Source organism: Salinibacterium sp. NG22 (genome assembly GCF_015864925.1).
In the GTDB taxonomy this organism is placed as follows: domain Bacteria; phylum Actinomycetota; class Actinomycetes; order Actinomycetales; family Microbacteriaceae; genus Rhodoglobus.
This window is the reverse complement of sequence record NZ_JADYWG010000002.1, coordinates 261,189-285,801: the sequence shown is the minus strand read 5'-3', so window position 1 is coordinate 285,801 and position 24,613 is coordinate 261,189. Positions and strand designations below refer to the sequence as shown.

Sequence of the window (24,613 nt, the reverse complement as noted above, 5' to 3'; positions counted from 1 at the left end):
CTTGCCCGAATGGCACACCTTCTTGGCGCTGAGTCCCTTCATCTTGAATTTCCGACCCGCGTAATCTTCGACAATGTCACCATCGGCCTCGACGAGGGCGACCGTATCGGCATCGTCGGTCGCAACGGTGACGGCAAAACCACCCTTATGCGGATGCTCTCGGGCAAGCTCGACCCCGACGACGGGCGAGTAACCAGACGCAACGGCGTCACCCTCGGCATGCTCGATCAGGCCGATGAGCTCGATGGCACCAAGACGGTGCACGAGACCGTCATTGGCGACATTGATGAGCACGTGTGGGCGGGCGACCCCAAGGTTCGCGACGTCATTGCGGGTCTTGCTGCTGACATCCCATGGGAAGCCAAAGTTGGCGACCTTTCCGGTGGTCAGCGTCGCCGGGTTGCTCTTGCTGCTCTCCTGATTGGTGACTGGGATGTCATCTTCTTGGATGAGCCCACTAACCACCTCGACGTCGAAGGTATCTCGTGGCTTGCGAACCATCTCAAGCGCCGCTGGGGCACTAACGCCGGTGGGTTGCTGGTCGTCACTCACGACCGGTGGTTCCTCGACGAGATTTGTACCGCAACGTGGGAGGTGCACGATCGTCTGATCGAGCCCTTCGAGGGCGGCTATGCGGCCTACATTCTGCAGCGTGTTGAGCGTGACCGCATGGCGGCTGCATCGGAGTCGAAGCGTCAAAACCTCATGCGCAAGGAGTTGGCGTGGTTGCGCCGCGGTGCTCCGGCGCGCACGACGAAGCCGAAGTTCCGCATCGATGCGGCGAATGATTTGATCGAAAACGAGCCGCCCGCCCGCGATAGCGTTTCGCTGTCGTCGATGGCGATGCAGCGTCTCGGCAAGGATGTCGTTGACCTCGAAGACGTCACCGTCACCTATCAGGTAACGGATCCCGCCTCCGGAGCCGCGGGCGAGAAGACTGTACTGAAAGACGTCACCTGGCGCATCGCTCCTGGTGAGCGCACGGGCATCCTGGGCGTCAACGGCGCCGGAAAATCGACGCTGCTGTCGCTCGTCTCGGGAACCCTCTTGCCCACCAAGGGTCGCGTCAAGCGCGGTAAGACCATCAAGGTCGCCACGCTCACGCAGCAGCTTGCTGAGCTCGAAGACATTTGGAACGAGCGCGTCAGCACGGTCATCGGTCGCCACAAGAGCACCTATGTCACGGGCGGCAAAGAAATGACGCCGACCCAGATGCTGGAGCGCGTTGGTTTCACAAGCACGCAGCTCTCCACCCCGGTGAAAGACCTCTCGGGTGGTCAGAAGCGTCGCCTCCAGTTGCTGCTCATTTTGCTCTCCGAGCCGAACGTGCTGATTCTCGATGAGCCCACTAACGACCTCGACACCGACATGCTTGCGGCCATCGAAGACCTTCTCGACACCTACCCCGGCACGCTGCTCGTCGTGAGCCACGACCGGTACTTGCTCGAGCGCGTCACCGACCAGCAGTATGCCGTGATGGAGGGCAGCTTCCGCCACCTTCCGCGCGGTGTTGACCAGTACCTCGAATTGCGCACGCAGCAGCTCAAGGGCTCCACGGGGGCAAGCGGCGCTGCCGCTGGTGCTCCGGATGCCACAGCCGCCAAAGCGAAGCCCAAGTTGGGCGGTGCTGAACTGCGCAACTCGCAAAAGGAGCACGCTGCGGCCGGTCGCAAGATCGCCAAACTGCAGGGGCAGATCGCTGAGCTTCACCAGCGCATGGCCGCTCATGACCAGTCAGACTTTGCTGGTCTTGGTGCCCTTGTTGGCGAGCAGCAGGCTCTGCAAGAGGCTCTCGACACCGTCGAGAACCGCTGGCTCGAACTCGACGAACTACTCGCTTAGCGGGCTGCCACACCGGTCGGCAGCGCGACGTTGAGGCGGAACCCCTCGGGGCCGTTCTCGGCGTTCACGCCGCCACCGTGTGCTTCGACGATGCCGCGCACAATCGCGAGCCCGAGTCCTGCACCGCCTGAACCGCTCGACTCCTGATCGGGAGTGCGGGCTTCGGTGGCACGCCAGCCAATCTCAAACATGTGGCTGAGGTCTTCACTGGCGACCCCGCTGCCCTGATCGAGCACCGAAAGCACGAGGCTCGTGTCGTCGCGCTGGTCGGCACTCACCAGAATCTGCGAGTCTGCCGGCGAGTACCGGATGCTGTTGGTGAGCAGATTCACGACGACGCGAGTGAGCTCGTGGGGGTCGGCCCAGAGCATCCGCCCCTCCACACCGGCATGGCTGATCTGGATGCCGCGGGCCGCAGCCAGCTGGCTGACGTCGGCAACGGCATCCGACACAATATCGAGCAGCTCAACGTTCTCGGGCCGGAGCTTGAGGGTGCCGCTCTGGATAAGCGACAGCTCGAAGAGGTCATCGACGAGACGATTCATCGTGCCAACTTGGGCGCGAATCTGGCGCAGGTAGTCACTCGGGTCATCCACGACTCCCGCATCGAGGGCTTCGGCGAGGGCGCTGATGCCGGTCAGGGGAGTGCGCAGGTCGTGGGAGATCCAGGCGAAGAACTGGCGGCGCGAGGCGTCGAGGCGAGTGATTTCGTCGCGAGCGGCAGCAAGCCGCTGGGAGGCTTCAGAGAGTTGCACCGATACTTCGGCAACCTCTTTCCACGTGTCGGAGTTGGCCGCGACGACGTCGCCGGCACCAACCTGCGCGACGCTTTCTCGCAGCTTGGCAAACGCCCGCCGAACCGCACGCCCGCTCACGAGGGCCGCACCGAGACTCATGACCGTGGAGATTCCCACGACCCAGAGCACGACCTGCAGATCGTGGGCCGAGAGATACATTTGCGCGGTCACCACCACGGTCGTGAGTGCGATCGACACAATCGCGGCAATCACGACAACAGTGAACTGGAAGGCGATTGAGCGGCGACGCCCGAGCCGCAGAACGAGAAGCGCGACCAGCATGACGACGGCCGTGCAGACGGCAGCGGTCGCGAGAATGAAGAGCAGCTCGCTGGAGTTGAGGATCATGCGGCATCCTTCACGGTGAAGCGGTACCCCTTGCCCCACTCCGTGAGGAGGTAGCGGGGGTAGCGCGGTTCGGGTTCAATCTTTTCGCGCAGGCGGCGAACGTGCACGGTCACGGTGGAGGCCTCGCCAAAGCTCCAGCCCCACACCTCGCGCAAAATATCGTCGCGGCTCAGCACGCGTTCGGGATTCTGCAGCAGAAAGAGAAACAGCTCGTATTCGCGGGTGGTCAGCGTCATGTCGTGGCCGTCGAGCAAGATCTTGCGATGCGCCGGATCAACCCGAAACTGCCCGAGAGCGAACGGTTCGGATGACACGTGCGAGCTGCGCGTGCGACGCACCATCGCGTCCACCCGCAGCTGCAATTCGCGCAGCGAGAAGGGCTTCGCGATGTAGTCGTCGGCACCGTGTTCGAGACCATCGATGCGTTCTTCGACGGCATCCAGAGCGGTCAACATGATGATCGGCAGTTGCGGGGATTCCGCACGCGCCTGGCGACAGAGTTCGTCGCCCGCGACGCCGGGCAGCATCCGATCGAGAATAAGAACATCGGGCAATGGCCCGCGCAAGGCATCGCGGGCCTGAAGGCCATCGCTAATGCCGGTAACGGAATATCCACGTGCGCGCAGAAATTCGGTGACAACCGAGAGCACGGTGGCATCGTCTTCGACGATCATGACGCTCGGCTGGTTTTCCATAACCCCAGCCTAGATTGAGCGGTCGCGGCGTAACGGGTTTCAATTCTTACGCTCTTGAAACATTCGTCATTTTCAGGGATGCCGCGGCTTACCTTCGTAACCGTCACCGCGTCATCGACTCGGAGGCATCACCCATAACCTCACGAACTTAGGAACTCCCTCATGAGAAAAACAGCTATTCCAGCCGCAGCAATTCTCGCGCTCTCCCTCATGCTCAGTGCCTGCAGCGGTGCAGCCACTGACACGTCGAGTAGTGAATCCACGGCTCCGGAATCCTCGGAGACCGAAACTGACACGGAGATGATGCACGAAGAGGTCACAGGAACCTTCGAGGGCGCCGGTGAACACTCCGTCGAAGGAACCGTCACTGTCAGCGACATTGAGATCGTGCTCTCGGGCTATTCCTCCGACGAGGGTCCCGACCTGAACATTTATCTCACCAACGGTGCCGATGAAGATGCCGTAGCAGCAGGCATGCAGGTCGACTCCGTCGTGTTCGACGAAGCCAGCCAGACCTTCACCTTCGACGCCATGGATATCTCCGGCTACGACACCGTCGTCATCTACTGCGACAAGGTCAAGGCAATCTTCGGATCAGCACTCCTCTCATGATGAACCGCGCGCTTTCCCTCGTCGCTTCCGTCATCACGGGAGCGGCGAGGGTGGGCCTCGGCATCCTGTGGTTGAACGAAGGTCTCTTCAAGATCAAGGCAGGATTCGACGGGGCCGACATCGGTCTGGTCGTTCAAAGCACGGCATCCAATAATCGGGTGGCTGATGGTTTCGAGGCTTTCACTGCCACTTTCCTTGGTGGTGCCACCGGCTTTTTCGGCTGGGCCATTCCCGCTCTCGAAGTGGGGCTGGGTATCGCCCTGATCGTGGGCGTGCTGACCTTCCCCGCCGCGCTCATGAGTGCGGTGACGCTTCTGTCGTACTGGTCGGCCGACCAGCTGATCGAGGAGTACCCGATCATGCTTGCGCTCTCGGTCGTTGTTGCGGCGTTCGTGGTCAGTGCTTCACGACTGTCGGTGACGACCATCATCGAAAAGCTGGTTCTTCGAAAGAAGCCAGAATCTCGTTGGTTCGCAGCACCCGTTCGTCGCTGGCTCTAGTCGGCTTCGACGATCCACGAGGTATCGTTCACGGCCCGTCGCTCGCACTCTGCGGGTTGCGGGCCGTTTCGCGTGCCAGCAGTAGATCTAGCCGACAGGAGACCTAGCCGACAGGAGACCTAGCCGAGAGCTGCGACGCCTGCGGCGCGGGCGATCTCGACCGCGCCGAGCGAGATCAGTGCGATAAACGCCCACGAGATGAGGGCGACAACCAGTGAACGACCACCGGTGCGGATGAGGTTGCCAATGTTGATCGCGGCGCCAAGCCCGAACAGCGCCATTCCGAGCATGAGTTCTTGACCGTAGCTGGCCACCTCAAGGAAGCCGTCGGAGACGGGCACGAAAGTGCGCACGAGCACGGCGGCGAGGAAGCCAACAACGAACAGCGGCAGGATCGCGGGGCGCTTCACGGCACCGCCGTCGGCAACGGGTACTCCCGATGCTGCCGCTGCGGCGGCCTCTTTGCGGTCAACGCGCGCGGCAACAACACCAGCAAGAGCGACCATCGGCGCGAGCATCGCGACCCGGGTGAGCTTCACGACAACAGCGACGGCGAGGGCTGTTGCTCCGGCGATTTGAGCCGTAGCGACGACCTGGCCGACATCATGCACACTCGCGCCCACCCACATCCCGAACTCCGCGGTATCGAGACCGAGGAGCGGGCGCAAGGCAGGAAGGAGCGCGATCGCGAGAGTGCCACACAGAGTGACAAGCGCGATTGGGGTTGCCGTGTCAGAGTCTTTGGCGCGCGTCACACCCGCCATGGCTCCAATGGCCGAAGCGCCACAGATGGAGAACCCGGCAGCGATCAAGACGGACTGCTGACCGGGGAGGCGCATCATCCGGCCAAGCCCCCAGGTGAAGAAGAACGTGATCACCACGATCGCCACAATCATGCCGAGCACCAACCAGCCCAGCTCGGCGATGTTGACGAGGCTCAACTTGAAGCCCAACAACACCACGCCGATGCGCAACAAGCGGCGAGCAGCAATGGCGAGCCCTGGCTTCACCTCGGCGCGAACGGCATGACGCCACGGCAGGGCCGTGAACAGGATGCCCAACACCACGCACGCCGTGAGTGTGGGGATCGCCGGCACCAGAAAACTGATGATTAGCGCGAGCCCGAATGCCCCTAGTGCCAACCCCAATCCGGGAATGTTGCGTCGGAATGCGGTTTGCGCGGGGGTGTTATTCACCGTCGAGGCTCAACTTTCTGAGCAGTCCGCTCAATCGCTCTTGTTCTGCAGGAGACATGCGGGCCAGTAGTGCCGTTTCGTCATGCACCAAGGATGTGATGGCGCCATCGACGCTTTCGCGACCGCTCGCCGTCATTCTCACAATCACACCACGACCATCATTGGGGTCGGTACGACGTTGAACGAGACCGCGCGAGACCATACGATCAATGCGATTTGTCATGGTTCCGCTCGACACCATCGTCTGCTGCACGAGAGCGGTGGGGCTCAACTGGTACGGAGCGCCCGCCTTGCGCAGCGCCGACAACACATCAAACTCCCACGGCTCAACACCCGCAACAGCGAACGCCGACCGACGGGCGCGCTCCAAGTGCTTGGCGAGGCGACCAACCCGGCTGAGAACATGCAGCGGCGCAAAGTCGAGATCAGGACGCTCGCGGGACCACGCTTCGACAATTCGGTCGACTTCGTCGCGTTGGGGCATCCGGTCATTATCCCAGTTTCACGACACGGATGTGTGCAGCTAAACCGCCCCGAAAGGCGCCGTGAGCGTGTGTGAACGCTCCGAATGAGGCTAGGTGCACGACAGAGTGCCAAGGACATGGCAGAATTGGTTAGCGCCTTCGGGTGCGGTCCGCTTTGGTGTAATGGCAGCACGGCAGCCTTTGGAGCTGTCCAGTCTAGGTTCGAATCCTAGAGGCGGAGCTTTTTCTCCAGCTTTTCCCGACTTCGGCGGCGGCGTTTTGAGTGCCGCTCATTCAGGGCAGAATAGGTCTATGACCGAACACAAACTCGCCGTCATTGTTCTCGCTGCAGGCCAAGGCACCCGCATGAAGTCCGCTAAGCCCAAAGTGTTGCACCGCCTTGCCGGTCGCGAACTCATTGGGCACGTGGTGGCTGTCGCCCGCGAGCTGAACCCTGATCATGTGATTGCCGTTGTGCGACACCAGCGTGACGAAGTTGTAGCGAGCTTGACGGAACTCATGCCCGACATCCTCATCGTTGACCAAGACGATGTCGCCGGCACTGGTCGTGCCGTTGAGGTCGCGGTCGATTCTTTGCCTGCTGACTTCGACGGGGATGTCGTTGTGGTCAGCGGAGACGTTCCTCTTCTCGATTCGGCCACTCTGGCGGCGCTGCTCGAGCAGCACCGCGCGCAGTCTGCTGCCGCCACCGTGCTTTCCGCCATTCTTGACGACGCCACCGGCTATGGCCGTGTTGTGCGTGACGCTCAGGGCGGCCTCGATCGCATCGTTGAGCAAAAAGATGCAAACACCGACGAGCTCTCGATCACCGAAATCAACTCGGGAACCTACGCGTTCCGTGTTGGCCCGCTGCGTGAGCAACTTGTGCGTTTGACGACCGACAACGCCCAAGCCGAGAAATACATCACCGACGTCGTCGGGCTGCTTCGTGGCGTTGGAGCCACGGTTGCTGCGATGCCTGTGACGGCTGGCTGGATGGTCGCCGGCGTCAACGACCGCGTGCAGCTGGCCGAAGCCGCTCGTCGCATGAACGAACTCATTGTGCAGAAGTGGCAGCGCGCCGGAGTCACGATCGAAGATCCAGCCACGACCTGGATCGATGCGGATGTCACACTCAACGCTGACGTCGAAATTCTGCCCGGAACCCAGCTCAAGGGCGCAACGCTCGTGCAGTCTGGCGCCATCATCGGCCCGGACACGACCCTCGTTGACTGTGAGGTTGGCGAGAATGCTGTCGTGAAGCGCACGGATGCCACCCTCAGCGTGATTGGAGCAAACGCCTCCGTTGGCCCGTTTGCCTATCTCCGCCCCAACACCAAGCTCGGTGTCGGCGGCAAGATCGGTACGTTCGTCGAGACCAAAAATTCCACTATCGGTGAGGGAAGCAAGGTGCCTCACCTCAGCTACATCGGTGACACCGAAGTGGGTGTTCAGTCCAATGTTGGTGCGGGAACAATCACGGCAAATTACGACGGAGTGAACAAGAGCCGCACAGTAGTTGGCTCGCACGTGAGAAGTGGGTCGCACAACGTCTTCGTCGCTCCGGTTAGAATTGCTGATGGAGCGTATACCGGAGCCGGGTCGGTCATCCGAAAAGATGTACCGGCGGGGTCTCTGGCAATCAATGTTGCTCCGCAGCGCAATATCAGTGGCTGGGTTGAAACCAATCGGGCGGGTACTGCAGCGGCTCAGGCAGCTGCCGCAGCACACGACGAAAACGACGCCTGACCGAAGTACGCCGTAACCACGGCAGAGAGCGAGTCCCCACGTGGCCAGCATTAAAGTTTCCGGTCAGAAGCGACTCGTGCTCGTCTCCGGACGAGCTCACCCCCAGCTTGCGCTCGACATCGCTGAAGAGCTCGGCAGCGATCTGGTTCCCACCGATGCTCGCACCTTTGCAAACGGTGAAATCTACGCCCGCTATGACGAAAGTGTTCGTGGCTGCGATGCGTTCGTCATCCAGTCGCACACCGAGCCCATCAACGAGTGGCTCATGGAACAGCTGATCATGGTGGATGCCCTCAAGCGCGCTTCCGCTAAGCGCATCACCGTCGTCTCGCCCTTCTATCCCTACGCCCGCCAAGACAAAAAGGGCCGCGGTCGCGAACCGATTAGCGCTCGCCTGATTGCGGATCTCTACAAAGCCGCCGGTGCTGACCGCATCATGAGCGTTGACCTTCACGCCGCCCAGATCCAGGGCTTCTTCGACGGCCCCGTCGACCACCTGTTCGCGATGCCGGTTCTGCTTGAGCACTTCCAGAAGCTGCTCGACCCCTCCACTCTCACCGTGGTGAGCCCTGACATGGGCCGCGTGCGCGTTGCCGATATCTGGAGCGACAAGCTTGGTGCGCCGCTGGCGATCATCCACAAGCGTCGCGATCCTCTGGTTCCCAACAAGGTCACCGTTCACGACATCGTCGGCGATGTCGACGGTCGCGTGTGCTTGCTCGTTGACGACATGATCGACACCGGCGGAACCATTGTGAAAGCTGCCGAAGCGCTCAAGCGCGCCGGGGCGCTCAAGGTCGTTGTGGCTGCAACTCATGCCATCTTCTCTGACCCCGCTCCCACCATTTTGCAGAGCGAGTTCATCGACTCCGTCGTTGTTACAGACACGCTGCCGGTGCCGGAGCACAAGCGGTTCCCCACCCTCACCATTCTGCCGATTGCTCCGCTGCTGGCGCGCGCCATTCACGAAGTCTTCGATGATGGTTCGGTTACCTCGATGTTCGACGGCGCTGCCTAAGCAACCACGGCATTTGCCCGGCGCACTGTGTTTTTTGAGTGCGTCTCACAGGCATACAGTTAACGTATGACTGCGTTGTCCGACCGCCCGTGGCTTAAGAGCTATGCCGACGGTGTACCCCAAGAAATTCCGCTCCCCGACGGATCACTTTACGATCTGGTCGAGGCATCCATCGCTGAGTATCCGCGCGGTGTTGCGCTGGAGTTTTTTGGCAAAGAGACCACCTACGGTGAGCTGGGCGCACAAATCGACCGTGCGGCGGAAGGCCTTCGCCTTCTTGGTGTACAAAAGGGTGATCGTGTCGCCCTCGTGCTGCCCAACTGTCCTCAACATGTTGCGGCGTTCTATGCGGTGTTGCGTCTCGGCGCGATCGTGGTCGAGCACAACCCGCTCTACACTGCGCGGGAACTCCGCCATCAGTTCGAAGATCATGGTGCGCGTGTCGTCATCGCCTGGAATAACGCGGTAGAGACCCTGCAAGATTTCCCGGATGACCTCGCGCTCGAGACCATCATCTCGGTTGACGTGCCTCGGGCGATGCGCCTCGTTACGCGAGCGCTGCTGCGGTTGCCCATCGCGAAAGCGCGGGAGTCACGCGCTGCATTGACCACGAGGGTGCGCGGCACGATCACGTGGGAAGAGTTGATTACGTCGAATCCGATCGACGCGCACATCGTGCGGCCAGGGTCTGACGACCTTGCACTTATTCAGTACACCAGCGGCACGACCGGCTTCCCCAAGGGAGCCATGCTCACGCACCTCAACCTGCTCACCAACGCTGCGCAGGCGCGTGCCTGGGTGCCGGCGGTGCCTCGGGGAACCTCTGTCGTTTACGCCGTCTTGCCGATGTTCCATGCTTACGGCCTCACGCTCTGCCTCACGTTCACTACGAGCATGGGAGCGCGGCTGGTGTTGTTCCCCAAGTTCGATCCCGACCTCGTGCTCGCTGTGGTCAAGAAGCGTCCCGCCACATTTTTCCCGGCCGTGCCGCCCATCTATGCGCGTCTCACGGAGGCAGCTGACGCTGCCGGGGTATCACTCAAAGGTATCGAGATTGCCATTTCTGGTGCGATGCCGCTCTCGGCCGCCGTCGTAGAGCCGTGGGAAGAACGCACTGGCGGCACGCTCGTCGAAGGTTACGGTCTCTCGGAAACCAGCCCGATCCTCATCGCTAACCCGGTCGGGCCCACGCGACGCGCGGGCACCGTCGGGCTGCCGCTGCCCAATACCGAGATCCGCGTTGTTGACCCCGACAACCCCACCGTCGACCGTGCGCTGGGGGAGGAGGGCGAGCTCATCGTTCGCGGGCCTCAGGTGTTCTCGGGTTACTGGGGCAAGCCCGACGAGACCGCGGAAGTGTTTGCGCCCGCATCGGATGACGGCAAAGAGTGGTTCCGCACGGGCGATATCGTCACGGTGGACTCCGATGGTTTCGTCACGATCGTTGATCGCATCAAAGAACTGATCATCACGGGTGGCTTCAATGTTGCTCCGAGCGAGGTCGAAGAAGCGCTGCGGAGTCATCCGTCCATCGCGGATGCCGCCGTGGTGGGGCTTCCGAGCGAGCACAGTGGTGAAGATGTCGCTGCGGCCGTGGTTCTCGCGCACGGCGAAAGCCTCGACCAGGAGGCTGTGCGCAGCTACCTGCGCGAGCATCTCTCGGCCTACAAGGTTCCTAAAACGATCGTGAGCGTCGAGGATCTTCCGCGGTCGCTCATCGGCAAGGTGTTGCGCCGCCAGGTTCGCGACGAACTGCTCGCTGACCGGTAGCAGTCGCTGACCGGTAGCAGTCGCTGACCGGTAGCAGTCGCTGACCGGTAGGCGTCGCTAACCGCTAGGTGTTATCGGCCGGGCTTGTCGGAATCACCGCAGGCCCGGGAATCAACCCCAGCGAACGAAGCAATGTCTCTTTGCCGTTGAAGGCGATTGCGTAGCATTTCCAGCCGGGATCGCCATCGCCGGTGAGCTCGAAACGCACCGAATACGACACCGCTTGGGGCGCCAGATACTGCACGTAGGTCGCGCAGGTGCGATTGGCTGTGTTGTCGGCGGTGGCGGCAGCAGAGACGATGCCGGGAACCACGAGCCCGATGAGTCCTAAGACGACAACAACGCGCATCACCCATACGAAGGTGCGCGAGCGCAACGGTCGTTCGTTGTGCGGCTCGTAGCCATCGAGCTCGGGGTGCTCATCAGAGGTGCTCATCGTTGGCCATTCTGTCACTTGCAGGTGGTGACGACGCTACTGTCGCCGAGTTAAGACACGAATGGCGGCGAACCCACGGTTCGCCGCCATCTCGATTAGTGCGAGTCAGTCGCTTCGATCTCGGTGCGATCGCCCGACCACAGGGTGTGGAAGGTGCCATCCATGTCGACGCGCTTGTAGGTGTGTGCGCCGAAGAAGTCGCGCTGACCCTGAACGAGGGCGGCAGGAAGGCGCGGTGCGCGCAGGCTGTCGTAGTAGGCGAGCGACGAGGAGAATGCTGGAGTGGGGATGCCGGCAGAGGCAGCGCCACCCACAACACGACGCCACGAGTCCTGCGTGCCTGCCATCGCGTCGGTGAAGTACGGCGCAGTAACAAGGGCCACGAGGCCGGGGTTCTCGGCGTAGGCCTCGGTGATGCGGTTCAGGAAGCGCGCACGGATGATGCAACCACCGCGCCAGATCTTGGCGATCTCGCCCTTCTTGATGTCCCAGTTGTATTCTTCAGCGCCGGCAACAATGGCGTCGAAGCCCTGGCTGTACGCGATGATCTTCGAGGCGTAGAGAGCCTGGCGAACATCTTCGATGAACGCGGCCTTGTCTTCGACGGTAGGCACCGAGCTCGGTCCGGGGAGGGCGCTGGCGGCCGCACGCTGGGCGGGCTTCGAGGAGACAGCGCGAGCGAACACCGCTTCGGCGATACCGGATACGGGGACTCCAAGGTTGAGCGCGGTCTGCACGGTCCACACGCCGGTTCCCTTGGAACCAGCCTGGTCGAGGATGATGTCGACGAGGGGCTTGTCAGTCTTGGCGTCGACCTGGCGCAGAACTTCAGCGGTGATCTCGATGAGGTAGCTCTCGAGCTCGCCCTTGTTCCACTCGGCGAAGATGTCAGCGATTTCGGCGGGGGTGGCGCCGGTGCCTTGGCGGATGAGGTCGTAGGCCTCAGCGATGAGCTGCATGTCGGCGTATTCGATGCCGTTGTGGATCATCTTGACGAAGTGGCCAGCACCATCGGTGCCGACGTGGGTGACGCAGGGCTCGCCTTCGGCAATTGCGGCGATCGACTTGAGGATCGGGCCGAGGGTCTCCCAGGCTTCAGCGGAACCGCCAGGCATGATCGATGGGCCGAGAAGCGCGCCCTCTTCGCCACCAGAGATGCCAGCGCCGACGAAGTTGATGCCGGTCTCGCGCACTGCCTTCTCGCGACGGATGGTGTCGGTGAAGAGCGCGTTGCCGCCGTCGACGATGATGTCGCCGGGCTCGAACGCTTCGGTCAGAGCGTCAATCACGGCATCCGTGCCCTTGCCGGCCTGCACCATGATGATCGCGGTGCGTGGCTTCGACAGCGACGCCGCAAATTCTTCATACGTGGATGCGGGAACGAAGTTAGCTTCGGGGTGCTCGGTGAGCAGCGTCTCGGTCTTCGAGTAGGAACGGTTGTAGATGGCAACGGTGTTGCCTTCGCGACTCGCGAGGTTACGGGCGAGGTTGGAGCCCATAACTGCGAGCCCTACTACGCCAATGTTTGCGGATGCTTGCTCAGCAGCGGTCATATCGTTCACTCCTTGACTCTGGGACAAAGTGGCGGGCTCACGACTGGTTGGCCCAATCATCAAGCCTAGGGCACACCGCGGAACAGCCTCGCGGCATCCATTCAGGCTTCACGGCCGCGGGGAAGCCGCAGGGAGCCTGACGCCGTAGTCGTCCCAGACAACGTACGAGATCTGAGGAGTAGCGTGGGGGTATGAGCCAGCCAGTGATCGTTACCGCCATTTTTCACATTCGACCCGATAGCCGCGATGCCGTTGTCGAGGCACTTCACACCGCACTTCCGCTCGTGCATGAGGAGCCCGGTTGCGAGCTCTACGCCATCCACGAGACGGCAGACGGCACGCTTGTCATGATCGAGAAGTGGGAGTCGGAGGCACTTCTTGATGCTCACGGTCAAAGCCCGGCTGTCGCCGCTCTTGTCGGCGAGATCGGTCAGTACCTCACGGCCGAGGTTGCCGTGACGCGAATGTCACCCATCCCCATCGGCACCACGGGAAAGGGTGCGCTCTAAGCGGCAGCGTTCTTCTCACTGTTCCGCGTCGATCGATTGCGTCTTCTGGGCGCAACCGATCGACGCGTTCGTGTGTGCGGGCGCAGCAGCGCCTCGTTCTAGTACCGCTCGGGCTCAGGGCCCAAGAGGAAGCGTCGCCCGCTGATCTCGGTGGGAGTGATCTCGACCCAAATGTATTTGAGCGTAGGAATGAGCGGGCGAAGCGGCAGTTGGTCTGCTTCGTAAATCTCATCCTGAGATTCGATGACGCGCGCGGTGCCTTTGGCTACGACACTCCACGCAGTGTGCGGGCCCACGAAGTCGGTTTCGAAGGCGACGCGCTCATTGATGGTGAGTTTGAGAAGCTTTGTCCCCTGCGACGTACGCAAGAGCAGCCGCTCGCCGACCGCAATGAAATTGACGGGCGTAATGTCAGGTTCTCCCTGAAAGCTGACGGCGATCCTGCCCAGATCGGCGGTGCGCAGCAATTCCCAACAGGTTTCCAGCGCTAATTCTTCAACTGGCTCATTCAGATTCTCGCTCATGGAGTGATCCTTCCGTGGCCCAATTCTCCCACTGTGGTCCGCGAGTTACCAGCCTTTGTTGCGGGGAAATGCGCGGTTAGTGGGCAGCACTGGAGGCATCCGCGTGCGGGCCTTCGGAGATATATTCTCAACAACTTTGCATTAAGTCTGCTTTAAGGCACACTGGTCAGATTGATATCAGACGTAACGATGCGTCGAATGTTAGGAAAACAGTGGCTTCACAATTTCCACCCCTCATCGTGATGGGTGTCTCGGGATCCGGTAAATCGACCGTTGGCGCTGCCCTCAGTGAATCTCTGGGAATGCAGTTCATCGACGGTGACGACCTTCACCCGCGAGCTAACAAAGAGAAGATGGCTGCAGGCCACGCTCTGAACGACGAAGACCGCGCTCCGTGGCTTGAGATCATCGCTGACCGTATCGGCGCCGAACTCGCTGAGGGAAACCCCATCATCGTCGCGTGCTCATCGCTCAAGCGGTCGTATCGCCGCATCCTCACCGCGCACGCTCCCTCGACGGTCTTCGTCCACTTGCAGGGAGCCCGCGAAGTCATCGCCGAGCGTCAGTCGCACCGCAACCACGAGTACATGCCCAACAGCCTGCTCGACTCCCAGTTCGACACTCTCGAACCGCTCCAGGCCGATGAGCGCGGTGTGCTCGTCGACCTCACTCAGACTCCGGATGACATCGTCCGGTCCATCAAAAAAGACCTCACCGACCACTACGTCGGCTGAGCTGCACTAGAGAAAAAGGACAATGATGACCGATCTCCAACTGCTGTGGGAGTTGCCCACGTGGGGCCTGCTGCTGCTCGCTGCAGGCGCCATTGCGCTCCTGCTTGTATTGATCATTGTGGGGCGCGTTCACGCGTTCCTTTCGCTGATCATCGTCAGCCTCGTGACTGCGCTTGCCGCAGGTATCCCCACGAACCAGATAATTCCGACGCTCACGTCGGGCTTCGGTGGCACTCTCGCCAGCGTTGCGCTACTGGTCGGTCTAGGAGCGATGCTCGGTCGGATGCTCGAGATGAGTGGCGGAGCGCAAGTGCTCGCCGATTCACTCATCAACCGCTTCGGTGAAAAGCGTGCGCCGCTGGCTCTCGCTGTAGCGTCGCTCATGATGGGGTTCCCCATCTTCTTTGACGCCGGTCTTGTCGTCATGCTGCCGATCATCTTCACGGTTGCTCGTCGCCTCGGCGGATCGCTCCTGCTCTACGCCTTCCCCGCCGCAGTGGCGTTCTCGGTCATGCACATCTTCGTGCCGCCGCACCCCGGCCCCGTTGCAGCAACCGGTCTTCTTGGCGCTGACGTCGGACTCGTTCTGATCTTTGGTCTCATCGTCGCGATCCCCACTTGGTACGTCGTCGGTTACAAGTTCGGCACCTGGACCGGTAAGCGCTTTGATATTGCGATTCCCGACATCCTCTTCGGTGTTCACGACGACGAGAAGGCTGCAGAGTTCAAGTCGAACCCCAAGCTCGGTACCATCCTCTTCCTCCTCCTCCTTCCTCTCGTGCTCATCTTCATGAACACCGGCCTCAACGCCCTCGCAACCGCTGGCGTCGTTGACCTTGAGAGCCCGCTCGTTCAGGCGCTTCGTCTCCTCGGCGAAACTCCCATCGCTCTGCTCATCACTGTCGTGTTCGCCATGTGGCTGCTCGGCTGGAAGCGCAACAAGAAGCGCACCCTCATCGAGACCATCGTTGACAGCGCCCTCGGCCCGGTTAGCTCGATCATCCTCATCACCGGTGCCGGTGGAATGTTCGGTGGCGTACTGCGCGCCAGCGGAATCGGCGCCAGCATCGCAACCTCGCTCGAGTCGATCGGTATGCCGCTGATCGTTGCCGGCTTCGTGATCGCCGCGATCATCCGCGTCGCCCAAGGTTCCGCAACAGTCGCGCTCACCACTTCGGCCGCGCTCATTCAGCCTGTCGTACTCGCTGACGCAAGCCTCAACCCCGTCGAACTCGCCGCCATCGTGCTCGCGCTCGCCGCCGGTTCAGTGTTTGCTGGTCACGTCAACGACTCAGGCTTCTGGTTGGTCAGCCGCTTCTTCGGCATGGACACCCAGACCACCCTGCGCACGTGGACCGTCGGCCAGGCACTCATCGGTGTCATGGGCTTCGCGATTGCGTTCGTCATTTTCATCATCGCCGGATTGTTCTAGGAGATAGCCGTGGCATCCACTCTGTTTGACCTCACTGGGCGCATTGCCCTCATCACCGGATCGAGCCGAGGAATCGGGCGCGTAATTGCGCAAGCCCTCGCCGAAGCCGGTGCAACGATCGTGCTGAACGGTCGCGATGAAGAGCGCCTTGCCGCGACTCACGCCGACTTCAGTTCCGAATTTGGGGCCGAACGCGTCTACGCTCGTGCGTTTGACGTCGCGGATGCCACGGCTGTCGCCACCGCGATCGCCGAGATCGAGGCGTCCATCGGTGCGATCGGGGTGCTCGTGAACAACGCGGGTATTCAGCATCGCGAACCGATGCTCGACCTCGACGTGGAGGACTGGAACCGAGTCATCTCCACCAACCTCACCAGCGCGTTCCTCGTCGGTCGCGAAGTTGCGCGCCACATGCTGCAGCGCGGCGCGGGCAAGATCATCAACATCGCTTCGGTGCAGACCGATCTTGCACGACCGACCATCGGGCCGTACACGGTCTCGAAGGGCGGCATCCGCAATCTCACTCGTGCCATGACGGCGGAGTGGGCCAACGGCGGGCTGCAGATCAACGCGATCGCGCCCGGGTACATCCACACCGAGATGACGCAGGCGCTCGTCGACGACGACACCTTCAACAACTGGATTCTCGGGCGCACGCCTGCCGGTCGCTGGGGAACTCCCGCCGACCTGGGCGGCCCTGCCGTCTGGCTCGCCTCGAGTGGTTCCGATTACGTCAACGGCCAAGTCATCTTCATCGATGGCGGCATGACGGTCGTCGTCTAACCTCCTGCTTTATCGCCGAGCGTCGCTGCCGGCACCGTTCTACAGAAAAGATTGTCATGACAAGTGCAGCCCCCGCCGAAACTCTCGCGGTCACGATTCACGCTCAAGATGACTTGCGCGTGGAGAGCATTCCGTTGGCCGCTCCGGCCGCCGACGAAGCCGTGATTCAGATTGCGTTCGGCGGGGTCTGCGGGTCTGACCTGCACTACTGGTCGCACGGTGCGGCGGGCGAGTCGATTCTCAAGGCGCCGATGATCCTCGGCCATGAGGTTGTCGGCACCGTCGTTCAGCAAGCTGCTGATGGCACCGGCCCTGTCGCGGGAACGGCCGTGGCCGTGCATCCTGCAACCCCCGGCGGCACCGAGCCTCGCTGGCCCGAAGACCGCCCCAACCTTTCTCCCGGCTGCACCTACCTTGGCAGCGCGGCACGCTTTCCGCACACCGAAGGTGCCTTCGCCGAGTTCGTTACTTTGCCGAGCCGGATGCTGCGAGCACTCCCCACCTCGTTGACCCTGCGCGATGCCGCTCTCGTCGAACCCGCCAGCGTGGCTTGGCATGCCGTCTCGCGTGCCGGTGACGTTCGCGGAAAACGTGCTCTTGTGATTGGCGCTGGCCCCATCGGCGCCCTCATCGTCGCTGTGCTCAAGCGCGCCGGTGCCAGCGAGATTGTGGCCGTCGATATGTTCGCCGGCCCCCTCGCGATCGCCCGCCAAGTCGGCGCAACCGACACTCTTCACGCCACCGACGTGGATGCCATTGCCGCCGTAGACGCCGACATCGTCTTTGAATCATCGGGCAGCTACCGCGGTCTCGAGTCTGCCGTGCGCGGAGCCACTCGTGGCGGTCGCGTTGTCATGGTGGGGCTCTTGCCCTCCGGCCAGCAGCCCGCACTCATCTCTCTCGCCATCACGCGCGAGCTCGAACTCGTCGGGTCATTCCGCTTCAACGACGAGATCGACGAAGTCATCGCGGCGCTCGCCGACGGAAGCCTCGTTGTCGCGCCGATCGTGACACACGAGTTTGCGGCATCCGATGCTCACGAGGCCTTTGCCGTTGCCAAGGACTCGGAGAACAGCGGCAAGGTGCTGCTGCGCTTCTCATAAGCTAAGGCCATGGACGATCCGCTCAGACACCAAGTTGCGTGCGGATTACTGGCGAGACACGGCCAAGTTCTTCTGGTTCACCGATCGCCAGACAAGCGGTGGTTTCCCAACGTGTGGGACTTTCCGGGAGGACACCTCGAGCTAGGGGAGACCAGCAGCGCAGCACTAGTGCGGGAGCTGCGGGAAGAACTGGGCATTGAGATCGCTCCACCAGAGGGAACGCCTCTGCTCACTCTCCAGACGCGCAATGCCAGCATTGAAATCTGGAAAGTTATTGACTGGGCGGGCGTAGTCCATAACGCCGCCCCTGAAGAGCACGACGCTTTCGGATGGTTCTCGCCGCAAGAAGCACGTTCTCTCGCGCTAGCCGACTCCGCATATCCAGCACTCATCTACCGCGCGTTGTCGTGAGAGTGCCCGGCGGCGCCGCAGAAGCTGAAGCCGGATGCTCCGCTATCGGAATGCCGCGCGTCTAGTCGAGGAAGATGCGCGGTTCGCCAGCCCAGATGGGCTCGACTTCTTCGATCGTGCGGCTCATGATGCGCTCCATCGAGGCGAACGCGTCGGCCGGACGCTTGCCCTGGATGGCATCCGCAACATCCACGTGTAGCTGTAGTGCTTCTTCGTGCGGAGTCGATGGCATGAGACCACGGTGGGTGCGGCCCGTCAGCACTTCGGCGATCACGCGGTCGAGGCGTGCAAACATCTCGTTGCCGCTCGCGGCAAGAACCAGCGAATGAAAGCGGATGTCGAGCTCAAGAAACAATTCGAGGTCGCCTGAGCGCCCCACGGCCCGCATTCGCGCGGCCAGCGCCAGTAGCTCGCCGGCTGCCTCGTTGGAGGCGTGCAGGGCTGCGAGTTTCGCGGCCTGCGGTTCGATGGCGCTGCGCAGCTCGGTGAGGGAGCGCAGTTGGCGTCCATTTTCGGCCTGCTCGAGGCGCCACCGGATTACGAGGGGGTCGTAGAGACTCCACTCTGACATCGGCAGCACGCGCATCCCGACCCGCTTCACTGAGGCGACCATGCCGAGGGACTGGAGCACGCGAACCGCTTCGCGAACGACCGAACGGGAGACGCTGTACCGCTCTTCGAGCTGTTCGGCGAGGATCGTAGAATCGGGGGAGATCTCGCCCGAGACGATGCTGAGCCCGAGATCGTTAAGCACGCGTGCGTGAAGACCTCCGGACATGCTCCTACAGTAGCGGGTGAGGGCTCCCGCGAAGGGCGGCGCTCAGGCCCGCAGAAATACGGAGTGCAGTCGCTCATTAACCGTGTAAACTCGGCAGTTGAACTTCGGCGAGGGAACCATTTGGTTCCGTTATCGACGCGGCGGGCAAGTCACAGGGCTTTTCCTCACGCGGCAGATCTTTGGTCTGCCGGCGTTCGAGTTGAACTACAGACAATGATCTGGGCGCTGCGCCCGCCACGAGCACTCCGCTCGTTGCAGGCACCGGGCCCACAACAGACTTCGGTCTTACTAGGAGATAACAATGGCTAAGCCAGGCGTTAACCACGTAGTCACGGATGCCCGTGAATCCTTCGGCAAGGGTGCTGCTCGCAAGCTCCGCGCTGCAGGCAAGATCCCCGCCGTCATCTACGGTCACGGCACCGACCCCATCCACGTTGCCCTCCCGGGTCACGAGATCGGGCTCATCCTCCGCAAGTCGAACCAGATCTTGGACCTCGACATCAACGGCAAGAGCCAGCTCGCCCTCGTGAAGGACGTGCAGAAGGACCCCGTTCGCCAGATCATCGAGCACATCGACCTCGTTGTCATCCGCAAGGGTGAAAAGGTCATCGTTGACGTGCCGATCCACGTCACCGGCGAGTCGGCTCCTGGCACCATCGCCAACCTCGACGCACCGACCATCTCGGTTGAGGCTGAAGCAACTCACATTCCTGAGTTCTTCACCATCGACATCGAGGGCCGCGAAGACGGCGCTCACATCTACGCCAAGGACATCACGCTCAGCGAAGGTTCGGACCTGCTTTCCGACCCCGAGCTTCTCGTTATTGGTGTCAGCACCCCGCGTTCGTCGGTCGAAGCTGAAGCTGCTGAAGAAGAAGCCGCAGCAGTTGCTGCCGAGGCTGCTAGCACCGCGGCTGCTGAATAATCAGATTCTTTCGTAAGCGAGAAATCGTGGATGACCAATGGTTAGTAGTCGGGCTCGGTAACCCCGGGCCCGGCTACGCCGGTAATCGCCACAACGTGGGCCACATGGTGTTGGCCCATCTGGCAGACGAATTGTCTGCCACATTCAAGAACCACAAAGCTAACGCTGCGGTCGCTGAAGGCCGCAGTTTTGGCGACGGGCCCAAGCTGATTCTGGCGAAGCCCAATTCTTTTATGAATCTTTCGGGCGGCCCCACCGCGGCGCTGCTGCGGTTTTACAAGATCCCTGTCGAGCGTCTCATCGTCGTGCACGATGAACTCGACATCGACTTCGACACGGTGAAGCTCAAGACCGGTGGCGGTCACGGAGGCCACAACGGCATCCGCGATATTGCTGCCGCTGTCGGCTCTCCCGACTTCACGCGGGTGCGCGTGGGCATCGGGCGTCCTCCTGGTCGCCAGCCCGCGGCAGATTTCGTCTTGCGCGACTTCTCGGGCGAAGAACGCAAAGCGTTGCCGAATCTCTTGAGCGATGCCGCGGATGCCGTCACGATGGTGGCGCGCGAAGGCCTCGAAGCTGCGCAGCAGCGGTTCCATAGCCCGCGCTAGTTCCTGCGAGTGCGGCAGTCGCGCTGACGCCGTGGAGCCCACGCAGCGTTGCCTGCCTTAGCGTTGCTGCGCTGTGGGTGAACTCGCACCGGAGCGTCAGTGGCCGCGAGTAGAGTAATCCGGTGACTCTCGACGGAATTATCTCAGCACTTTCGCGCGCCCAAACCGTAGAGAGCGCCCTTCGTTTCTCTGAACGAAGCGCAGACTTCTCGCTCGTTGATGGCATGCGTGCGCCCCTGCTCGGCGGGTTGCTCACGAAGTCGAATGCACCGCGGTCTCTGTTGGCGGTCACGGCGACCGGTCGTGAGTCCGAATCGCTGCGCCGCGCTCTCACGAGCTATCTGCCCGATGCCCAGATTGTCGAATTTCCGGCGTGGGAGACGCTCCCGCACGAACGGCTGAGCCCGAGTGCCGAAACGGTCGGCAAGCGGATGCAGGCCCTGCGCGACTTGGCCAAGTGGCAAGCGAACCCGGTCGGCCAGTTTGTGCTGGTGGCATCCGTTCGGGCAGCGCTGCAGCCCATCGCCGATAACCTCACGACGATCGAACCGGTCGAGCTCACCAAGGGCGGCCGCAACTACGATCTTTCGGCGCTGTCGGAACGACTCGTAGCTCTGGCATATTCCCGCGTCGACATGGTGACGCGGCGCGGAGAGTTTGCGGTGCGCGGTGGCATCCTCGACGTGTTTGCGCCCAACCACGAGCATCCGCTTCGCCTCGAATTCTTTGGCGATGAACTTGAGCAGTTGCGCGAGTTCTCGGTTGCCGACCAGCGCTCCATCGAGGGTGATGTTGAGTCTGTCGAGTTGGTGCCGAGTCGTGAACTGTTGTTGAACGATGCGGTGCGTCAGCGTGCCCGCGAAATGCAGCACGAGTTTCCGAGTCTCTCTACGATGCTCGCGAAGATCGCCGAGGGCATCCCGGTTGATGGCATGGAATCGCTAGCGCCCGCGTTGGTCGACAAGTTGGTGCCGATCACTCACTACCTTCCGGCGGATGCTGCCATAGCGGTGCTCTCGCCCGAGAAAGTGTCGTCGCGCGCGATCAGCCTCGCTGAGACGAACCAAGAGTTTTTGAGTGCGGCGTGGAACGCGGCAACGGCCGGCGCCGAAGCGCCCATTGACTTGGATGCCGGTGACTTTGTCACGCTCAACGCACTCCGTGCCTCCGCGGGGGATCGCCCTTGGTGGACCCTCAGCACCTTCGACTCGGGGGCAGCGGATGCCGTCGACCTGCTGGATGGTGCGGAAGAGGCATCCGAATATGTTCGAATCGCTGCCACGGCAACCCCCTCGTTTGCGGGAACTCTCGATGGCGCCCTCGACCACGTTGGTCACTTGCTCGCCGACGGTTGGACGGTAGCGATCGTTGCCGAGGGAGCCGGGCTCGTGGAGCGCACGGCGGGCCTTCTGGCCGAACGCGAATTGGCGGGGCGTGCCGTTGAGGCCTTCCCCGCCGAGACCGAGCCGGGAGTGGCGTATCTGCTGCGGGCATCCGTCGATCATGGTTTTGCGATGCCCGAGGCGAAGCTTGCGGTGCTGAGCGAGGGCGAGTTCTTCGGTCGGTCGGTCGGCTACGCTTCGCGCCCGGCGCGCAAGCTCGCGGCCAGACGCAAGAACGTTGTCGACCCGCTGCAACTCTCGAGCGGCGACCACGTTGTTCACCAGACGCACGGCATCGGCAAGTTCATCGAGTTGGTGTCGCGCGAGGTCAGCACGGGCGGCCGCAATGCGGTCAAGACTCAGCGCGAGTTTTTGGTGCTCGAGTACGCGCCGAATAAGCGTGGCTACCCTGGCGACAAACTGTATGTGCCCACCGATCAGCTCGACCTGCTCTCGCGCTATGTCGGCGGCGAATCGCCAGCCCTCAACAAGATGGGCGGCAGCGACTGGTCGGCCGCTAAGACCAAAGCACGTCGTGCCGTTCGCGATATCGCTGTCGAGCTGGTCAAGCTCTACAGCGCCCGCATGGCCAGCAAGGGGTACGCCTTTGGGCCCGATACCCCGTGGCAGCGTGAGCTCGAGGAGGCTTTTGCCTTTGCGGAAACTCCTGACCAGCTCACCACAATCGATGAGGTGAAGGCCGACATGCAGAGCCCAGTGCCGATGGACCGCCTGCTGAGCGGTGACGTCGGCTACGGCAAGACGGAAGTTGCGGTGCGCGCCGCGTTCAAGGCTGTGCAAGACGGCAAACAGGTCGCGATGATCGTGCCGACGACGCTGCTCGTACGCCAGCACGTCGAGACGTTTGCCGATCGTTTTGCGGGCTTCCCCGTGCACTTGCGGGCTCTCAGCCGTTTCCAGACCGAGAAAGAGTCGCGCGAAACGATCGCCGGCCTCGCCGACGGCACTGTGGATGTCGTCATCGGAACCCACCGCCTACTCTCGAAAAGCATCGCCTTCAAAGACCTCGGCCTCGTCATCATCGATGAAGAGCAGCGCTTCGGTGTTGAACACAAAGATGCCCTCAAGAAGCTCAAAACCAACGTCGACATCCTGGCGATGACAGCGACGCCGATTCCGCGCACGCTCGAGATGGCGGTCACGGGCATCCGCGAAATGTCGACGCTCGCGACTCCACCAGAAGACCGGCATCCGATCCTCAGCTTCGTTGGCCCGTATTCAGAGCGTCAGGTTGGCGCTGCGATTCGGCGCGAATTGCTGCGCGAGGGCCAAGTGTTCTACGTGCACAACCGCGTAAGCTCCATCAACCGGGTAGCGGCCAAGATTGCCGAACTGGTGCCGGATGCTCGCATCGCGATTGCTCACGGCCAGATGCCCGAGGCGGCTCTCGAGCAAGTGATGGTCGACTTCTGGGATCGAAAGTTTGATGTGCTCGTCTCCACCACGATTGTGGAAACCGGGCTCGACATCCCCAATGCCAACACGCTCATCATCGACCGGGCCGACAAATATGGCCTCAGCCAGCTGCATCAGTTGCGCGGCCGAGTGGGTCGTGGCCGTGAGCGGGCCTACGCCTACTTCCTGTACGACGAAGAGAAGCCGCTGAGCGAAACCGCGCACGAACGTCTCGACACCATCGCGGCCAACAATGAGCTGGGTGCCGGTATGCAGATCGCGATGAAGGACCTCGAAATTCGTGGTGCCGGAAACCTGCTCGGTGGTGAACAATCTGGCCACATTGCTGGTGTCGGCTTCGACCTTTATTTGCGGATGATCGGCGAAGCCGTCTCCACATTCCGTGGTGATGTTGCCGAGGGTCAGACCGAGCTGCGGCTTGAGTTGCCCGTGGATGCCAGCATCCCCGAGGACTACGTCGAGAGCGAGCGCCTGCGCCTTGAGGCCTACCAAAAGCTCTCCACGGCAAGCGCGCCATCGGCATCCGCCGACAGCATTGACCGTGTGCTCGAAGAACTCACTGACCGCTATGGCGAACCACCCGAGGAAGTGAAGCACCTGATTGCGGTGTCTCGCTTGCGGCGGATGTCGCAGCGACTCGGGCTCAGCGAGGTTGTCGTCATGGGCGACAAGCTCCGCATCGCGCCCGCCGATCTGCTCGACTCGAAGCAGATCCGTCTGCAGCGGATGTATCCAGGATCGAAGTATCACTCGGCCGCCTCCACGGCGATCATTCCGCTGCCAACAGGCGCAAGCGATGGCGACCTCATCGACTGGGCCAAGGAGCTGCTCGTGTCCGTCTTCGGCGCTCAAGACACTGCAGCTGAACTCGCTGAGGTAGCGCTTGCGACCGAAGCGGCCGAGAAGCTTGCGGCCGACAAGGCCGCAGCCAAAGCGAAAGACGCAAAAGAGACGAAGGATGCTGCCGCTGCGTCCGGCACGTCTGGTACGTCTAGCGCGAGCTAAGA

General features: G+C 61.9%; 23 protein-coding genes and 1 tRNA gene. 16 read left to right on the top strand and 8 right to left on the bottom strand.

Annotated features, from left to right (window positions below):
- Nucleotides 1–9 precede the first annotated feature (9 nt).
- Entirely contained in the window at nucleotides 10–1,842 is a 1,833-nt protein-coding gene (locus tag I6E81_RS10985; protein WP_197107543.1) for an ABC-F family ATP-binding cassette domain-containing protein, read from the top strand.
- Here the strand turns inward: I6E81_RS10985 and I6E81_RS10980 are convergent.
- Nucleotides 1,839–2,987, bottom strand: coding sequence for a sensor histidine kinase KdpD (locus I6E81_RS10980; RefSeq protein ID WP_197107541.1), 1,149 nt, complete (start codon nucleotides 2,985–2,987; stop codon nucleotides 1,839–1,841). The genes I6E81_RS10985 and I6E81_RS10980 overlap by 4 nt on opposite strands.
- The gene (locus I6E81_RS10975) at nucleotides 2,984–3,682 is read right to left on the bottom strand and encodes a response regulator transcription factor (protein WP_197107539.1); all 699 of its coding nucleotides are present in this window, start codon (nucleotides 3,680–3,682) and stop codon (nucleotides 2,984–2,986) included. Before I6E81_RS10975 ends, I6E81_RS10980 begins: the two co-directional genes overlap by 4 nt.
- 162 nt (nucleotides 3,683–3,844) lie before the next feature.
- On the opposite strand from I6E81_RS10975, the gene I6E81_RS10970 reads away from it, so the two are divergent.
- Both I6E81_RS10970 and I6E81_RS10965 read left to right on the top strand, forming a co-directional pair.
- Complete coding sequence (locus I6E81_RS10970) at nucleotides 3,845–4,294, top strand: DM13 domain-containing protein (protein WP_197107538.1); 450 nt, start codon at nucleotides 3,845–3,847, stop codon at nucleotides 4,292–4,294.
- Nucleotides 4,291–4,794, top strand: a complete 504-nt coding sequence (locus I6E81_RS10965) for a DoxX family membrane protein (RefSeq protein ID WP_197107537.1) — start codon at nucleotides 4,291–4,293, stop codon at nucleotides 4,792–4,794. Before I6E81_RS10970 ends, I6E81_RS10965 begins: the two co-directional genes overlap by 4 nt.
- Before the next feature lie 119 nt (nucleotides 4,795–4,913).
- Here the strand turns inward: I6E81_RS10965 and I6E81_RS10960 are convergent, their stop codons facing one another.
- Together I6E81_RS10960 and I6E81_RS10955 are read right to left on the bottom strand one after the other, a co-directional pair.
- Nucleotides 4,914–5,990: a YeiH family protein gene (locus I6E81_RS10960; RefSeq protein ID WP_197107536.1), complete on the bottom strand. Its 1,077-nt coding sequence runs from the start codon at nucleotides 5,988–5,990 to the stop codon at nucleotides 4,914–4,916.
- Nucleotides 5,983–6,474 carry a MarR family winged helix-turn-helix transcriptional regulator gene (locus I6E81_RS10955; RefSeq protein WP_197107535.1) on the bottom strand — a complete coding sequence of 164 codons (492 nt, stop codon included), beginning with the start codon at nucleotides 6,472–6,474 and terminating at the stop codon, nucleotides 5,983–5,985. The genes I6E81_RS10960 and I6E81_RS10955 overlap by 8 nt, the downstream gene beginning before the upstream one ends.
- Before the next feature lie 149 nt (nucleotides 6,475–6,623).
- Between I6E81_RS10955 and I6E81_RS10950 the strand changes: the two genes are divergently transcribed.
- The 4 genes from I6E81_RS10950 (at nucleotide 6,624) to I6E81_RS10935 (ending at nucleotide 10,991) form a co-directional block, all read left to right on the top strand.
- Nucleotides 6,624–6,695, top strand: a tRNA-Gln gene (locus I6E81_RS10950).
- A 71-nt stretch (nucleotides 6,696–6,766) separates the two neighbouring features.
- Nucleotides 6,767–8,203: a bifunctional UDP-N-acetylglucosamine diphosphorylase/glucosamine-1-phosphate N-acetyltransferase GlmU gene (glmU, locus tag I6E81_RS10945; RefSeq protein WP_197107529.1), complete on the top strand. Its 1,437-nt coding sequence runs from the start codon at nucleotides 6,767–6,769 to the stop codon at nucleotides 8,201–8,203.
- Nucleotides 8,204–8,243: 40 nt separating this feature from the next.
- The gene (locus I6E81_RS10940; RefSeq protein ID WP_197107527.1) at nucleotides 8,244–9,221 is read left to right on the top strand and encodes a ribose-phosphate diphosphokinase; all 978 of its coding nucleotides are present in this window, start codon (nucleotides 8,244–8,246) and stop codon (nucleotides 9,219–9,221) included.
- Nucleotides 9,222–9,287: 66 nt separating this feature from the next.
- Nucleotides 9,288–10,991, top strand: a complete 1,704-nt coding sequence (locus I6E81_RS10935; protein WP_197107524.1) for a long-chain-fatty-acid--CoA ligase — start codon at nucleotides 9,288–9,290, stop codon at nucleotides 10,989–10,991.
- 64 nt (nucleotides 10,992–11,055) lie between these two features.
- Here the strand turns inward: I6E81_RS10935 and I6E81_RS10930 are convergent, their stop codons facing one another.
- Both I6E81_RS10930 and gndA read right to left on the bottom strand, forming a co-directional pair.
- Nucleotides 11,056–11,427, bottom strand: coding sequence for a hypothetical protein (locus I6E81_RS10930; protein WP_197107522.1), 372 nt, complete (start codon nucleotides 11,425–11,427; stop codon nucleotides 11,056–11,058).
- A 95-nt stretch (nucleotides 11,428–11,522) separates the two neighbouring features.
- Nucleotides 11,523–12,980, bottom strand: coding sequence for an NADP-dependent phosphogluconate dehydrogenase (gene gndA / locus I6E81_RS10925; RefSeq protein WP_197108555.1), 1,458 nt, complete (start codon nucleotides 12,978–12,980; stop codon nucleotides 11,523–11,525).
- A gap of 191 nt (nucleotides 12,981–13,171) precedes the next feature.
- Between gndA and I6E81_RS10920 the strand changes: the two genes are divergently transcribed.
- Entirely contained in the window at nucleotides 13,172–13,489 is a 318-nt protein-coding gene (locus tag I6E81_RS10920) for a putative quinol monooxygenase (protein ID WP_197107520.1), read from the top strand.
- A 98-nt stretch (nucleotides 13,490–13,587) separates the two neighbouring features.
- On the opposite strand, the gene I6E81_RS10915 is transcribed toward I6E81_RS10920, so the two are convergent.
- Complete coding sequence (locus I6E81_RS10915) at nucleotides 13,588–14,013, bottom strand: pyridoxamine 5'-phosphate oxidase family protein (RefSeq protein WP_197107518.1); 426 nt, start codon at nucleotides 14,011–14,013, stop codon at nucleotides 13,588–13,590.
- 212 nt (nucleotides 14,014–14,225) lie between these two features.
- Between I6E81_RS10915 and I6E81_RS10910 the strand changes: the two genes are divergently transcribed.
- The 5 genes from I6E81_RS10910 to I6E81_RS10890 are packed head-to-tail and all read left to right on the top strand — an operon-like array spanning nucleotide 14,226 to nucleotide 18,476.
- Complete coding sequence (locus tag I6E81_RS10910) at nucleotides 14,226–14,747, top strand: gluconokinase (protein ID WP_197107516.1); 522 nt, start codon at nucleotides 14,226–14,228, stop codon at nucleotides 14,745–14,747.
- Between the two features lie 22 nt (nucleotides 14,748–14,769).
- Nucleotides 14,770–16,179 carry a GntP family permease gene (locus I6E81_RS10905; RefSeq protein ID WP_197107514.1) on the top strand — a complete coding sequence of 470 codons (1,410 nt, stop codon included), beginning with the start codon at nucleotides 14,770–14,772 and terminating at the stop codon, nucleotides 16,177–16,179.
- 9 nt (nucleotides 16,180–16,188) lie between these two features.
- Nucleotides 16,189–16,962, top strand: a complete 774-nt coding sequence (locus I6E81_RS10900; protein ID WP_197107512.1) for an SDR family oxidoreductase — start codon at nucleotides 16,189–16,191, stop codon at nucleotides 16,960–16,962.
- Nucleotides 16,963–17,018: 56 nt separating this feature from the next.
- Nucleotides 17,019–18,065 carry an L-idonate 5-dehydrogenase gene (locus I6E81_RS10895; RefSeq protein ID WP_197107510.1) on the top strand — a complete coding sequence of 349 codons (1,047 nt, stop codon included), beginning with the start codon at nucleotides 17,019–17,021 and terminating at the stop codon, nucleotides 18,063–18,065.
- 9 nt (nucleotides 18,066–18,074) lie between these two features.
- On the top strand, nucleotides 18,075–18,476 hold the full coding sequence (locus I6E81_RS10890; RefSeq protein ID WP_197107509.1) for an NUDIX domain-containing protein: 402 nt from the start codon (nucleotides 18,075–18,077) through the stop codon (nucleotides 18,474–18,476).
- 61 nt (nucleotides 18,477–18,537) lie between these two features.
- Here I6E81_RS10890 and I6E81_RS10885 read toward each other — a convergent pair whose 3' ends face one another.
- Nucleotides 18,538–19,254 carry a FadR/GntR family transcriptional regulator gene (locus tag I6E81_RS10885; protein WP_197107508.1) on the bottom strand — a complete coding sequence of 239 codons (717 nt, stop codon included), beginning with the start codon at nucleotides 19,252–19,254 and terminating at the stop codon, nucleotides 18,538–18,540.
- Between the two features lie 301 nt (nucleotides 19,255–19,555).
- Here I6E81_RS10885 and I6E81_RS10880 point away from each other — a divergent pair, with 301 nt between their 5' ends.
- The 3 genes from I6E81_RS10880 (at nucleotide 19,556) to mfd (ending at nucleotide 24,611) form a co-directional block, all read left to right on the top strand.
- Nucleotides 19,556–20,179 carry a 50S ribosomal protein L25/general stress protein Ctc gene (locus I6E81_RS10880; RefSeq protein ID WP_197107507.1) on the top strand — a complete coding sequence of 208 codons (624 nt, stop codon included), beginning with the start codon at nucleotides 19,556–19,558 and terminating at the stop codon, nucleotides 20,177–20,179.
- 26 nt (nucleotides 20,180–20,205) lie between these two features.
- Nucleotides 20,206–20,787, top strand: a complete 582-nt coding sequence (pth, locus tag I6E81_RS10875) for an aminoacyl-tRNA hydrolase (RefSeq protein ID WP_197107506.1) — start codon at nucleotides 20,206–20,208, stop codon at nucleotides 20,785–20,787.
- A gap of 122 nt (nucleotides 20,788–20,909) precedes the next feature.
- The gene (gene mfd, locus I6E81_RS10870) at nucleotides 20,910–24,611 is read left to right on the top strand and encodes a transcription-repair coupling factor (RefSeq protein ID WP_197107505.1); all 3,702 of its coding nucleotides are present in this window, start codon (nucleotides 20,910–20,912) and stop codon (nucleotides 24,609–24,611) included.
- Nucleotides 24,612–24,613 lie beyond the last annotated feature (2 nt).